The following is a 12,857-nucleotide window of genomic DNA, read 5'->3' as shown; positions in this document are numbered from 1 at the left end:
AGACGTTTTACACTTTTCGGCTTAAGATTAATTTGATATAGCCGATACAGGTTAGAGAAACAGGCGGAGGCTGCTAATATGCTGGCAATCTATGATCATGGATATCGGATACAGACACCCTTGAGATCTCTGTTTCAGGATCGCAGTGTCGAGGGCCTGACTGAGCCCAAGCATTCCCGTCATACACCCGGCTCTGAAGAGCATCTGACAGATGATGCCGAGAACTTTTTCCATATAGACCCGGAGGCACGCCGTAAACAACCGGCTGTCAGCAAGGATGCCGGAAAAGCCTATGAGGAAACCCGGCAGGCCGGCAAGCCCAAACCTATTCCCATCCTGTCGGCCAGCAAGGTCATGACCTCGCCGGTGCAGACCATCTCACCGGAGAACAACCTGCGCCAGGCCTGGCTAAAGATGGAAGAACATGAAATAAATCAACTGGTTGTTGTCGCTGATGAGGACAGAGCACTGGGCCTGATAACCCGCCAGGAGATCATGGATCATGGCACGGATTCGACAGTCACCATTGCCGTGACTTTCCAGAAACGCATGATCGTGGCAGCACCTGAGACTGAGCTGCCTCAGATTGCGACCATTTTCGTCAACTACCCTGTCACCGCCATTCCAGTGATAGATGCCAAGGACAGGTTGCAGGGTATCATTACCCGTTCGGATCTTATCCGCCTGCTGATCAACAGCGCACATATCGAAAGCTGGGCCTGAATCAGACCCGGCTTTCATCCTGACTGTAAACTTCTTTTATCGACTACAGATCCTCAAGACACTCTCTGAAACTGTTCAATACCGCGTCCGCATCACCGGTCAGATTGGCCAGACACAAGGCGACCTTGACCAGGTACAGCCGATCCTGCTCACCGGCCTGATCGAGGGATTCGGCCAGCGCGTCATATACGCTTTCCAGCTCCTGTGGTCTCAGATTGCTGTTCATCATCTTACCTCTCATGCTTTATTCAGAATGTTGTCTATCGCCTGTTTTACCGCTGCCACATCCAGTGATAACCAGCGCGCCGCGACATGATGATCAGGCCTTGCCAGATAAACACTGCCGGAACCGGCACCATAGGCACTGCGCATATGACCACTGATATCCACCAGTTGCGTGACAGATGGCTCCGCCTGCTCGGCAGGGCGACTGGTGACATGCAGAAGATTGATCGGGATCTCTTCAGCCCGCAGATTAGCCTGCAGAGTCTGCATCTGATCCAACTGAACTGGCGTCAGATTGAACAGAAGCAGATTAAAGGCGTTATCCAGATGATCAAACAGATAGTTATTCTCGCTCAGCTGAATATTTTCCAGCGGCATGCCATTCGCCGGACCACTGGCAAAAACCGCATTGTCCGCCGCCGTATTCAGGCTTGAATCGGGATAGTTGTGTGCACGAGAGGTGCGCCAGTGAAACAAGGGGCCGACGAAATCCTTCTGCAGGGACAGGGAGAGGGTCGCATCTCTCAACAGGCGATAACCCTTGCTCGGCGGTGCCATGAAGCGAGTACTCTTGCCAGCCTCATCGATAATCTCTCTGGCCGCCTGCACCCGCTCGCTGCTGTAGCTGTCCACCAGATCAAGGCCGGCCACCCCCTTGATATGCAGAGCCAGCTTCCAGGCCAGATTCTGACAATCCTGCAGCCCGGTGTTGGCACCGCGTACGCCAAAAATCGGCAGAATATGCGCAGCATCGCCGGTAAACACCACACGCCCCACGCGATAATCAGGCAGTGTCAGCGTACGGGCGGAGTAGACCGAACACCAGTCCAGCTCCCAGGGAGCATCGATACCGACCATTTTCAGCTGCGCATTGATCCGCTGATGCAGCGACGCTTCCGACAGTGCCTGCTCGGGTGTTTCACCCTGCGGCAACTGATAGTCGATACGCCAGATATTATCCGGCTCACGATGCATCAGTACGGTATTGCCCGGATTCCACTCGGGATCAAAATAGGCCCTGCGCTCGGTCGGAAAATCCAGATCGATGCGGATATCCGCAATCACGAACTGGCCACTATAGCTCGCGCCTTCCATCCGCTGATTCAGGGCACTGCGGACAAAGGAGCGTGCACCATCAGCCGCCACCAGCCAGTCGCTTGTCAGGCGATACTCGCCCTCGGGAGTGTCCACCGTCAGATGTACGCTGTTGTCATCCTGCTCCACGGCCATCACTTTGCTGGCCCAACGCATCTCGATCAGCTCACTGTGCATCACCTGATCCAGAATATACTCCTCCAGATACTGTTGCTGCAGGTTGTACATTGGACGAAAGCGACTGTCCGGTGTATCCGGTGCCTCCATCCGAAACACACATTGCCCACGATAAAAGGAGTTGCCTCTGGACCAGGGCAGGGCCTTCTCTAGTATGCGGGCCGTTACGCCCACCTGCTGCAGTATCTCCATCGAACGGCGGGTAAAAACGATGGCACGACTGCCGTGAGACACCTGATTATCCGCCTCCAGCACCACGCTGGGGATCCCATGTTGTGCAAGGTTCAAAGCGGTCATCATACCGATCGGGCCGGCCCCGACGATCACTACCTGGTGGTTCAGAGAGTGGCCATCCATCTCCGGCGGGCGCGAGAAAGGGTAAACCCTGTAGTCATAATAGATGGAGTGACGTGGCGTGGTATCAGGCTGATGCATCAGAGGCGTCCTCGAAATCCTGTTGGTTGTTCTTGTACCTCTACCTTAACCACTGGTGCCCCTGAGCCCTGTCCTAGTAAAACTATGACAAACTCAACACAGATTGACAGACCGGCCTGCACGGATAATGATGCCAGCATGCCTTCAAAGACCTCGCCTCAGCACGCATTACAGACTGCGGATCAGCAGCAGAGCCTTGTCATCGCCTCGTGTATCGAGGCGCTGGGCAGTGGCCGCTTTTTTCCGCGTTTCTTTCAATTGATGTCGCAGATCGCCGTGATCGAGCAGTTCATGGTATTTGAGCTCGACTCTCACGCGGATCAGATGCGCTGTCGTCTGGCGCATAATCGGAGCAACCCGGAGCTGGGCCTGGAGCTGGCTCGCCTCTATGCCGGGGGCCAGTTCCGCAAGGATGGTTTGTTGCAACAGTTGATCGCTGAGGTAAGGGATAATCCGGGAGAGCATGCCTGCGAAGTGCTACTGCACCGCTCACTGCCGGCAGTGTACCGTCAGACGTTTTTCAATCAGCCGGCATTGAATGAAAAGTTCGCGATCGCTGTGCGCGATGAGGAGAGCGGCAACCTGTTCTATATCAACTTCTACCGTTCTGCGGAAAAGGGGCTGTTTACCCAGCAGGAGCTGGAGCGCCTGAAGCAGGCGGTACCGATTGTCAGCGCCCTGCTGATCAGGCAGCTGCGCGATAATTCCGACCTGCAGGGGCAGCGTCATCTGTTGTTGGCGTCGCTGTCGGAGCGTGAAGCACAGGTGTGCCGGATGATCGCTCGCGCCCATCCGGTCAAAACCATCGCCCAGACACTCAACCTGTCGGCCACGTCGGTATCGACCTATCGCCAGCGCGCCTATCAGAAGCTGGGGATAAGGCGTAAAACCGAGTTAATTGCACTACTGGGTGGATGAAAAGGTAGCTGAAAAGAGTCACCGAATTGAGTGGCTGTATGGCTGAAACGCTCAGATCCAGCCCTGCTGGCGCATCCACTGCACCAGATTGCGTGCCTGATCAGGTGGCAGTTGAGCTTGCAGTATTGTGACCGGATCAGTATCAGGTTCCTGCTGCAGCGATTCCAGTAAGGGCGCCATCTGCACTCCCTGCAGATGCCAGATACCCATCGGCTGGTCGGGTGTGATCACCACCGGCCTTTCACGAATCAATGATCCATCCACCACCGAGCGCAATCCGATTGTGACCTGATCGGGACTAACAGTCGTATGCAGGGACTGCTGATCCGGCCAATGCGCGCGCGCGTGCCAGAAGGGGTGACTGTCTGTATCAATCTCGGCATAAAAGTCACGCCCGACACGGGCAAAGCGGTAGAAAAGCCCAGATATCCGCTCCTGATGAAAAGCGATGGCTATCTCTTGCTGCTCAGGGCTTGTCAGCAATGTATTGATCACTGCCGGCGCCTGCAGCGCAGATGAGATCGCCTGAAAAATGCCATTGCCGGATAAGGGGTCGACAGCCATGGCGGCATCACCTATCCGTAACCAGTTATGCCCTGCACACTGCAGGCACAGCACAGGCGTACTGGTACGCGCATGCTGATCCAGATAGGTCGCGCCGGTCATGAAGTGAGTGCTCTGAGTCAGTGCGTTCAGACGCTCAGTGCACCAGCTCGCGAGTTCGCCTTTGGGTGGCAGCTTCTCTGCTGCGGGATCAAGCGTCAGTTGCAGGTAACGCCGGCCATCCAGCATGCGTGCCATCCAGGCCCAGCCATCCGTGAAGTTTTCCACCGCCGAGCAGGGCTGGCCTGTCTCGCCCTGCCAGTATTGCAGGATAGAGAGGGTTTCCGGTCCGCGCAGGCGGGGCAGTTCTCCAAGCGGGGCTGCACGCCCTCTGGCTTCTACAAGGAAGTCCGCATCCAATTGGTATTCACCTGCATCATGGCTGCGCACCACGACACTATGCCCAGTGACATCGCTGGTCAGTTTTATAACCCGCCCGATCTGATAATCCACACCGGCCACCTGCATGTCCGATACCAGCGCCTGATCAAATTTCTGACGTTCGATCAAGTGCTCAGTATTGGCGGCACTGGTCTGCCCCTGCCAGGTCACACGACGCAAAGAAGGCGGCGAGACAGTCGCTAGAGCATGGTGAAATCCGGCATGATTCATACCCTGCAGCGCTCTTTCCGAAACACCCTCCACCGCAGTAAATGGCCTGGGTTCAGCGATGACAGTCACCGAATATTGCAGACGACGCAGCCCGATTGCAGTTGCCGCGGCCGCCGGTCCACCACCAAGAATCAGAATTTGTGGACTCATGACGATCGCCTCTCTGCGCCCTGGTAATGTGCCTGCTGGATCAACCACTGTCGCACCTGCGATGGACGTTTACTTCGCTGTTCAGCCAGATAACGGGCGATATGTGCGCTCATATGCGCACAACCAATACTTGCTCCAGAGAGATTCTGCTGCCCATTGATAGGCTTCACGCAGCCAGCAAAATCCGCAAACGCGGTTTCCAGATGCGCAATCTCATAACGATCACAGCGTGCATCGCCGGTCATTCTGAATACACCAGGGTAGCTGGCCGGATAAACAGGTTCGCCACGTGCCGGGCTGGCTGCACAGATATGAACCCCTGCCTTAAACGCACGCTCACAAGCCTGCTGCAGCACCTCTCGGTGCTGCCTCAGACCCAGACTCAGATTGATCAGATCGACCTTCTGCTTAACCAGCCAGTCGATAGCTGCTGCCACCTGTGCCGCTGTTGTCGTCAGACGCTGCCTGAACACCTGAGCCATCAGCAGTTCAGCCTCTGGTGCCAGTGCATGAATCACCTCCAGCAGCCGCGTACCATGGCCCTGTTGATCCGGTTGGGTATCCACCAGCCACAGTTGATGCTCGATCACTTCAAAGCCCGCAGCCACCTGCACCCAGGACGCCTGCGCTGGGCTGAAACCACTGTCCACCAGCCCGATACGCACTCTGCCCTCAGCCATCACCTACTACCTCATCCAGTAATGGCAATCCCCTCAGCTGCCCTTCAGCCAGCAGCAGTTGCAGATCGGCCCCATGAAGCGTGCTGCGTCGATGACTGATCAGGATGCGTGTCTTGTCGGCAAACAACTGGTCCACTGCAGCTATCACCTGCATTTCGGTCAGTTCATCTACCGCTGAAGTGGCTTCATCCAGCACCAGCACCAGGGGTTGCTGCAGTAAAGCCCGGGCTATGGCGATACGCTGGCGCTGGCCACCCGAGAGCTGCTGGCCGCGCTCACCAATCAGGCCATGAATCCCCATCGGTAATCGGTTGATGAGATCATCCAGTTGCGCCTGTTGTGCTGCTACCTGTATTTCAGCCTCACTGGCATCCGGGGCCGCATAGCGCAGGTTATCCGCCAGAGTGCCACGAAACAGTGTGATATCCTGACTGACCACCGCGATACTGCGACGCAGATCAGCCAAGCCCAACTCCCGGATATCAACGCCATCGAGCAGTATCCTGCCGCTATCTGGATCGAAATGTCGATGCAGCAGGTCGATCAGAGTGGATTTACCCACACCCGAGGCTCCGCTCAGCGCAATTTTCTGTCCCGCAGGAAGCGTAAAGCTGACACCGTCCAGTATTGGATCAGATTGCTCATCATAACGAAATGACACCCCACTGAGCTGAATCTGACCTCTGGCCGGTTGTGCCAGAGGGCGCGGCTGGATTGCATCCTGTACTTGAATATCTGTCGCTCTCAGTTCCCAGACCCGCTCCAGGCTGACGCTCATGCGCTGAATCGCGACATAGAGCCCCAGTAAACTGTTGACCGGCCCCATCGCCATGCCGAGATAGGTCGAAAAAGCGATCAGCGAACCCAGTTGCCATTGCCCCTGTATCACCCACCAGCCACCAATCAGAAATGCCGATGCACGGGTCAATGAGGTCAAAGTGCCGGGAATCGCATGAGTGAAGAACTCGGTCACCTGCAGTTTCAACAGGCGTGACAGGTACTGATCGTTGAGATTATCCAGCTGTGACCTTTCTCGTGCCTCCTGACCGGAAGCCTGAATAAACTTCATCGCGGGCAGGGTTTCCACCAGAAAACTGGACAGATCGGCGGACTTTTCGCGCAGATCGCGGGTACGCTGCTCCACCTGACGACGCATGCGGCGCAACCAGAGCACCTCCAGTGGAATCAACACCAGCACCAGCAGAGACAGCTGCCAGGAGAGCGCCAGCATCAGAATCAGGGCACCAGCCAATCCGATCAGGCTGCTGATCGCCGAGAACAGGCTATCCACGGCAAAGCGCTGAATGGTGGCAACATCACCATCAATACGTGACAGCAGATCACCGACTCGACGTTTGCCAAAGAAACCGGGTGATAAGCGTTGCAGGTGACCATACAGATCACTGCGTAGTGCAAAAAGGATCTGCCCTGACAGTCGCGTGTGCAGGTAACGATTGACGCCCGACAGCAATGTGCCAATGATCCCGACCAGCATCATCAGCGCCGCCACAATCACCAGCGCCTGATAGTCTCCGGCCAGCAGGCCATCATCAATCAGCAGTTTGGTCAGCCAGGGTTGCAGCAGTACCAGCATCGAGGCTAGCAATGACAATCCCAGCAACCCCAGAATCGCTTTCCGGCGCGGGCTGACAAAGCTGTATAACCAGACAAAGCCAGCCCGCAGACTCTGCGTGACCGGCTTGTCGATAGCACCTTCCAACCAGTGCAGGATAGTCATCAGGCGTTATTCCCGAATCGTGGCCACTCTCAGGTCCGACGTGGTCATGTCACCACTGAGATGTATCGCCCCGATCTTTTCAAGGGTTTCAGAATCATGGATCGAAATATCGCTGCTGGTGCCACCAACATAGATGGTCGAGCCATCACCCGATATATTCAGGTTGTAGTAGGTGTGCGGCATCTCCTTGACGATCAGTGTCTCCTGCGTACTGATATCATGCTTGGACAGGGTGTTGAAGCTGCCATACAGGATATTGCTGTCACGCGGATCGGTAATGAAGTTGAACACTATAAACTCGAAAGGAATTGCTTCTATCAACTCCGCTTCGCCGGTACTGAGGTCAACACGGCTCAACCCCCACCACCATTCCGCGGTTTCAAAATCCCACTCTTCATCGCTGAATCGGGCTGTCACGTAGGGCATGATATATTCATTCGCCTGCTCACCCTGGGAGTGCATGGCAAAAGCATCCGGTGGTAACCATAAGGGTCCACGATCCCAGTTTTGCAGGGCTGCAACCATGCGCACATCACCCGTCTGGGTGTTGATCGCCTTGACATCACCACCCCCGAGTATCACCTCACCGGTATCGGTTGCGGCAATTTTGGTGATGCGACGATCGACCGGAAAGGTACGTACCGGTTGTGCGCCAAGACCATCCGCAATCCTGTATACCGCCAGACGTGGCTCCAGAATTTCATAGCGATCACTGAGCAGTCGCGTTGGATTCTGCACTGTATAGAGCTCAGTGCCGTCACGACTCACCGTCAGGGACTGGAAGCTCTTCACTCTTTCGCTAGCGCTGGACTGTGCGGCATGAAAGACGATCTGACAGCTGCGAATATCAAAGCCATAGACATCTTCCCAGATATTACTCAGCACGAATGCGGTCTTGCCATCCGGTGATACGGTGATCGCCCCCGAACCGAATTTTCCGGGAATATCACAGCTGCGCTCCACCTCATTGGTTTTCATGTCGATGACATGCAGATGACCGGGACGGGTGACCGTCAGCAGATACTCCTGAGCTGCGCTGACCGGTAGAGCAGATGCACACAGGAGTGCTGCAGCCAACCCCTTGATGCTGTGTTGTTTGAACAATCTATTCAGTTTCATATGCCCGGCTCCGTTACTCGCCATCTTCGAAGATACCATCCAGCTTGCGCCAGTCCTCATCCGCTTTTGCCACCCCATTGCCCCAGTCAGGGTAGGTACTCATGGTGTCGGGCACCTGCGCTGGCCACCAGCAGGCGTCAGCACAGCCATACAGATCAGACTCCATCGGCTGACACAGCGAGCCCAGCCCACCAAACGGATCCAGCTCCCAACCGGGATCGGTGGTTGCGGTGCACCCGACTACCGTTTGCATCGCAACCACCTCCTCCACCTGCTCCGGGTTTATCGCCTGATTGATCAGGTGCGCTTTCTTATTCATCGACTTCAGATGCTTCATTTCAGGCACTCCTCCTCGGGGTGACATGGGCCGCAAAGAACCCCGGATTCTCCAGCATGATCCGCGAATAGACCTCCACACCATAATCGACCCAGTCGCGCATCAGGTCGCAGTAGTGATAGGAGGGATGTGCGGGATCACCATATTTAGCGTAACTTTCGTGATAACAACCACCGGAACAGAGATTGCGGATACGGCAGGTTTCGCAGCCGGTATTGCTGCGATCCAGGCGCTGCTCGACAAATTCGGCCAGGCGCGGCTTGTCGATGCCCTTGTCGACATCGCCGAACAGTGGCAGATCAGATCCGGTGAAGCGGTGACACAGGTTAAGCCCACCATCCTTATCCACTGCCAACAGGCCAACACCCGCACCACAGGGGAGCAGTTTCTTGTTGCCTTCGTTCATATCCGTCAGCAGCTGATGCATATTGCCGAAGCCGAGATTACGGCCCGCCAGTGCTTCCTGCAGATAGCGTCTGCCGAGGCGTTTCATGCCAGCAAACACTTCGGCCAGCTCCTCCTGGGTCAGATTGAAATCACTGATATCACCCGATGTCACCGGCCCGAAACCTACTTCGGCAAATCCCAGTTCATCGAACAGATGGTCAAAAATGCGCTCCACATCGGTCACACCTCGTGTCAGTGTGACGCGACAGCCTACCGGCCGGGATTTATAACGGCTGAGCAGCAACTCCACCTTTTTCCTGACAACATCATAGGTGCCCTGTCCACCGACCGTGATACGGTTCTTGTCATGCATCGCCTTGGGTCCATCCATCGAAATGGTGAGGCCAAAGCGGTGTTGATCAAACCAGTCGATCAGCTCTTCGGTCAGCAAGGTGGCATTGGTTGTCAGCGTGAAATCAACCTCGGCATTCAGGTCGGCAAAGCGTTTCTCGCAGTAGTCGACCACATCACGCAGCAACGGCATATTGCTCAGGGGCTCGCCACCAAAAAACACAACATGGTAGCTTGGTTGGTTAGGCGATTCGCGCAGCAACATCTCGATCGATTTGATCGCAACATCGTAGCCCATCTTCTGCCCCTTGGACGGGGTGGTCAGATCCTCTTTGTAGCAGTAGGTGCAGCTCAGATTACAGCCGGTGTTCACATTCAACACCACCGTGGTGAGCGGGAACTGCGTCACCTTCTGCGGCACCGTATTGATCCTGGCGACACGACTGACATCAGACACGACCTCCAGTATACTCAGCTCAGACAGCACCTCTTCGACATCGCTCTGACCGTAACGCACAAACAGAGGATGGAGCAGTTCGGGGCTGACCTGATCATGCTGATCAAACAGAGCCAGCAGTTCACGACTGAGCCCATCCAGTTCAAAAAGACTACTGCTGGGGATATGAAACAGCATCTGTCGCGCATCCACATCCACTCGATGCAGATTCGGTTTTACCAGCGTCATGTTTCCCATACGTACCTCTTGTTATTATTCGGACTCGGTGGACGTATCAGTCCAGCACGCGACGCACGAAATCGGGAACTGATACCAGCAGATTGCCTGATCCTTCGACGACCTCCTCGCCATCAGTAACTGTGGCAACCACCGTCAGGCGACCGACATTATTGGCCGACATGCGCCGTTCAGGATTCGGGCCATCGATACCCGGAGTGAAGATACCGTTAGCATCTATCTCACCGGCATAGATGTGATCCTGATCGTGCTCGGCCTCCTCATCTGCTGGCAGTATCTGCCAGCTGGCTGGCATGTAACCCAGTCGCAGGTCGTCTTCCGTACCGGGAATGCCGTCCGGACCCGCGCTGTAACCCACCACGCGATAGGCTGTTCTAACCTTGGCCATCATGCCGCCGCCTCCGATACGCGCCACTGCGTCCTGAGGCAGCACATCGACTCTGGCAACCTGCTCATATACAGCCAGTCCTGCGCTCTGGGCAACATCGCCCAGTTGCACCGGATAGATACCCTCATCACCTGTGGCGCTGACTCGCACACGGATGCTATCCGGGCCTTGTGAGAGAATCTGCTCGATCACGACACCCGCGCCAAGCGACAGACTATCTGCCTGAAGGTTATGACCAATGACCTCCACCTCTGCATGCTCACCCTTGCGCACAAAAGATGGTAGCAATGCCAGCACAGCCGCTTCGCCCTGATCCTGTATGGCCTGAATTGAGCCGCCGATTTCGCGTTCGGCTGCCAGGAACATGCGACCAGATAGCCCCTGCTCATCCAGCGCCATCACCTGACGCATGCGGACACCATCAAGGGTCAGCGAAGCTCGCCATTCATAGCCGGTATATAGAGTCGCCTTGCCATCACCAGACAGCTCACTGCCATCGGCGTAACGTCCGGTAATGCTGAGGTCATAGCGTCCATCATCTGCCCTCTCGGCCAACATCACGGCATCAAACTCACCTTTGCCGGGTACAAAGCCAACCACCCGCCAGCGCCCGGTAACATCAGCTTTCGGTTCAGACTGCCACTGGCTCCACTCGGGTGTGTCCAGAGCATACTGAAGGGCCAGAGTACTGGCCGTCTGATTCCGCGCTATCTCATACCAGGCGCGATCGCGTGACAGCGCATGCAGCTCCGTGGTCGGGAACTGGCCCATATGGAAATCAACCAGATACTGCCACTCCTGTTCCGTCCGACGCTGCAGAGCAAAGCGCGCTCCCGAATGGCAACGTGCACAGGTTTCCACCAATTCGGCGTCCACACCTGTTTCAATCAGATTGGTGTCCTGCTCCAGCAGGTAGCGGAAGGGGGCAGCTTCGTCGGGCGCAAGCCCTTGAGTGTCGGCCAGATAGCGCACCAGATTGCGTTTATCATCGGCAGAGATCTCAACATCGCGCAGATGCACCATGCGGTTGATGGTCATCAGCCAGCCTTCGGGTGATTTGCGCTGCTCACTGATACGGGAGAAAACAGGGTTATCCGCACTGCCTGACTCGGCATGACAGACCCCACAGTTATTGCGCAGAAGTTGATGACCCTCCTGCGCCGCCAGTGGAAGACTGGCCAGGCCAGCCAGCAGCAGGACGCCGCTTCCTGACAGTGCCTTTTTAGTTTTATTATTAATCAAAGCCATCACTCCTCACTGATGATGAGATGGTGTTACCGCAAAAATGCCTTAAGGCAGGTATGGCTAAACTAAACCGGGCATGTAAATGAAGTACTGCCAAAATGTGCTCAGTTGTGCGCAGATGTAACAGAATGTAAAAATCACTTTCCCTTTTTGCTGACTCGGTGAATAGTGCAGTTCAGAGTAGAACTATTGCTGACATTTAATTGCTGCCTTTGAATTGTTGCCTTTGAGTCTGAGTGAAATATGAAAAATGAGACCTCTCACCCTGCCCATATACTGATTGTCGAGGACGATCTGGCCTCACGATCACTGCTGGTCAGCTACTTCCAGAAAGAGGGCTATCGTGTCAGTGAAACGGAACGAGCCGATGATCTGACTCAGCGTGTACGACAGGAGCAGGTGGATCTGGTGCTGTTGGATATCAACCTGCCGGGTAAGGATGGCCTGACGCTGACACGTGAATTGCGTGCCAGTTCGCGGGTTGGCATCATACTGGTCACCAGTAAGGGAGATGAGATAGACCGTATCGTTGGCCTGGAGCTGGGCGCGGATGATTATGTCACTAAGCCCTTCAATCCACGTGAATTGATGGTACGTGCCAAGAATCTGCTGTGGCGAGTCCTGCATATGGATCAGGAGCAGGGTGCTGTCGGCAGCCGTCCCAGACTGTGCTGGCAATTCGATGGCTGGACGCTGGATCCTCACAAGCGCCAGCTTACCAGCCCAGAAGATACTCAGGAGCGCTTACCCGAAGGCGAGTTCAGGCTGTTGCAGGCCCTGGTGATGCATCCCGGCCAGGTGCTCTCGCGTGATCAGTTGATGGACGCCATCCATGGTCGGGAGTGGACACCGAACGACCGATCGGTGGATGTGCTGATCGGTCGGCTGAGGCGCAAATTGAATGACGATCCTTCCAACCCACAGATCATTCTGACAGCTCACGGCGCGGGCTATATGTTTGCTGCACAGGTCGACTGAGT

Annotated in this window: 12 protein-coding genes; 3 read left to right on the top strand and 9 right to left on the bottom strand. The window is 55.6% G+C overall.

Annotation, left to right across the window (positions count from 1 at the left end; translation table 11 throughout):
- Window positions 1–78: 78 nt before the first annotated feature.
- A complete protein-coding gene (locus F7R27_RS03915; protein WP_151702913.1) occupies window positions 79–723 on the top strand; it encodes a CBS domain-containing protein in 645 nt (214 codons plus the stop codon).
- A gap of 43 nt (window positions 724–766) precedes the next feature.
- Here the strand turns inward: F7R27_RS03915 and F7R27_RS03910 are convergent, their stop codons facing one another.
- Window positions 767–952, bottom strand: a complete 186-nt coding sequence (locus F7R27_RS03910) for a hypothetical protein (RefSeq protein WP_206060366.1) — start codon at window positions 950–952, stop codon at window positions 767–769.
- Between the two features lie 8 nt (window positions 953–960).
- Window positions 961–2,655: an FAD-dependent monooxygenase gene (locus F7R27_RS03905; RefSeq protein ID WP_151702912.1), complete on the bottom strand. Its 1,695-nt coding sequence runs from the start codon at window positions 2,653–2,655 to the stop codon at window positions 961–963.
- A gap of 138 nt (window positions 2,656–2,793) precedes the next feature.
- Between F7R27_RS03905 and F7R27_RS03900 the strand changes: the two genes are divergently transcribed.
- Window positions 2,794–3,573, top strand: a complete 780-nt coding sequence (locus F7R27_RS03900; protein WP_168927417.1) for a LuxR C-terminal-related transcriptional regulator — start codon at window positions 2,794–2,796, stop codon at window positions 3,571–3,573.
- A 51-nt stretch (window positions 3,574–3,624) separates the two neighbouring features.
- Here F7R27_RS03900 and qhpG read toward each other — a convergent pair whose 3' ends face one another.
- From qhpG to peaA, 7 genes are read right to left on the bottom strand one after another with little or no spacing between them, the layout of a single operon-like run.
- Window positions 3,625–4,938 carry a flavin-dependent monooxygenase QhpG gene (gene qhpG, locus F7R27_RS03895; protein ID WP_151702910.1) on the bottom strand — a complete coding sequence of 438 codons (1,314 nt, stop codon included), beginning with the start codon at window positions 4,936–4,938 and terminating at the stop codon, window positions 3,625–3,627.
- A complete protein-coding gene (qhpE, locus tag F7R27_RS03890; protein WP_151702909.1) occupies window positions 4,935–5,618 on the bottom strand; it encodes a subtilisin-like serine protease QhpE in 684 nt (227 codons plus the stop codon). Before qhpE ends, qhpG begins: the two co-directional genes overlap by 4 nt.
- Window positions 5,611–7,356: an ABC transporter ATP-binding protein gene (locus F7R27_RS03885; RefSeq protein WP_151702908.1), complete on the bottom strand. Its 1,746-nt coding sequence runs from the start codon at window positions 7,354–7,356 to the stop codon at window positions 5,611–5,613. The genes qhpE and F7R27_RS03885 overlap by 8 nt, the downstream gene beginning before the upstream one ends.
- 6 nt (window positions 7,357–7,362) lie before the next feature.
- The gene (gene peaD, locus F7R27_RS03880; protein ID WP_206060365.1) at window positions 7,363–8,475 is read right to left on the bottom strand and encodes a quinohemoprotein amine dehydrogenase subunit beta; all 1,113 of its coding nucleotides are present in this window, start codon (window positions 8,473–8,475) and stop codon (window positions 7,363–7,365) included.
- A 13-nt stretch (window positions 8,476–8,488) separates the two neighbouring features.
- Window positions 8,489–8,812 (bottom strand): quinohemoprotein amine dehydrogenase subunit gamma, encoded by a 324-nt coding sequence (qhpC, locus tag F7R27_RS03875; RefSeq protein WP_151702906.1) that lies wholly within the window; start codon window positions 8,810–8,812, stop codon window positions 8,489–8,491.
- 1 nt (window position 8,813) lies between these two features.
- Window positions 8,814–10,244 carry a quinohemoprotein amine dehydrogenase maturation protein gene (gene peaB, locus F7R27_RS03870; RefSeq protein ID WP_151702905.1) on the bottom strand — a complete coding sequence of 477 codons (1,431 nt, stop codon included), beginning with the start codon at window positions 10,242–10,244 and terminating at the stop codon, window positions 8,814–8,816.
- 37 nt (window positions 10,245–10,281) lie between these two features.
- A complete protein-coding gene (gene peaA, locus F7R27_RS03865; protein ID WP_151702904.1) occupies window positions 10,282–11,880 on the bottom strand; it encodes a quinohemoprotein amine dehydrogenase subunit alpha in 1,599 nt (532 codons plus the stop codon).
- 240 nt (window positions 11,881–12,120) lie between these two features.
- On the opposite strand from peaA, the gene torR reads away from it, so the two are divergent.
- The gene (torR, locus tag F7R27_RS03860) at window positions 12,121–12,855 is read left to right on the top strand and encodes a two-component system response regulator TorR (protein ID WP_151702903.1); all 735 of its coding nucleotides are present in this window, start codon (window positions 12,121–12,123) and stop codon (window positions 12,853–12,855) included.
- Window positions 12,856–12,857 lie beyond the last annotated feature (2 nt).

The sequence above is a fragment of the Nitrincola alkalilacustris genome, assembly GCF_008973755.1.
GTDB classification, from domain to species: Bacteria; Pseudomonadota; Gammaproteobacteria; order Pseudomonadales; family Balneatricaceae; genus Nitrincola; species Nitrincola alkalilacustris.
This window is presented reverse-complemented; position numbering and strand designations above follow the sequence as displayed.

Coding starts and splice junctions, on each gene's coding strand:
- peaB (WP_151702905.1), bottom strand. CDS start 10,244: ATGGGAAACATGACGCTGGTAAAACCGAATCTGCATCGAGTGGATGTG.
- F7R27_RS03900 (WP_168927417.1), top strand. CDS start 2,794: ATGCCTTCAAAGACCTCGCCTCAGCACGCATTACAGACTGCGGATCAG.
- peaA (WP_151702904.1), bottom strand. CDS start 11,880: ATGGCTTTGATTAATAATAAAACTAAAAAGGCACTGTCAGGAAGCGGC.
- torR (WP_151702903.1), top strand. CDS start 12,121: ATGAAAAATGAGACCTCTCACCCTGCCCATATACTGATTGTCGAGGAC.
- qhpE (WP_151702909.1), bottom strand. CDS start 5,618: ATGGCTGAGGGCAGAGTGCGTATCGGGCTGGTGGACAGTGGTTTCAGC.
- qhpC (WP_151702906.1), bottom strand. CDS start 8,812: ATGAAGCATCTGAAGTCGATGAATAAGAAAGCGCACCTGATCAATCAG.
- F7R27_RS03905 (WP_151702912.1), bottom strand. CDS start 2,655: ATGCATCAGCCTGATACCACGCCACGTCACTCCATCTATTATGACTAC.
- peaD (WP_206060365.1), bottom strand. CDS start 8,475: ATGAAACTGAATAGATTGTTCAAACAACACAGCATCAAGGGGTTGGCT.
- F7R27_RS03885 (WP_151702908.1), bottom strand. CDS start 7,356: ATGACTATCCTGCACTGGTTGGAAGGTGCTATCGACAAGCCGGTCACG.
- F7R27_RS03915 (WP_151702913.1), top strand. CDS start 79: ATGCTGGCAATCTATGATCATGGATATCGGATACAGACACCCTTGAGA.
- F7R27_RS03910 (WP_206060366.1), bottom strand. CDS start 952: ATGATGAACAGCAATCTGAGACCACAGGAGCTGGAAAGCGTATATGAC.
- qhpG (WP_151702910.1), bottom strand. CDS start 4,938: ATGAGTCCACAAATTCTGATTCTTGGTGGTGGACCGGCGGCCGCGGCA.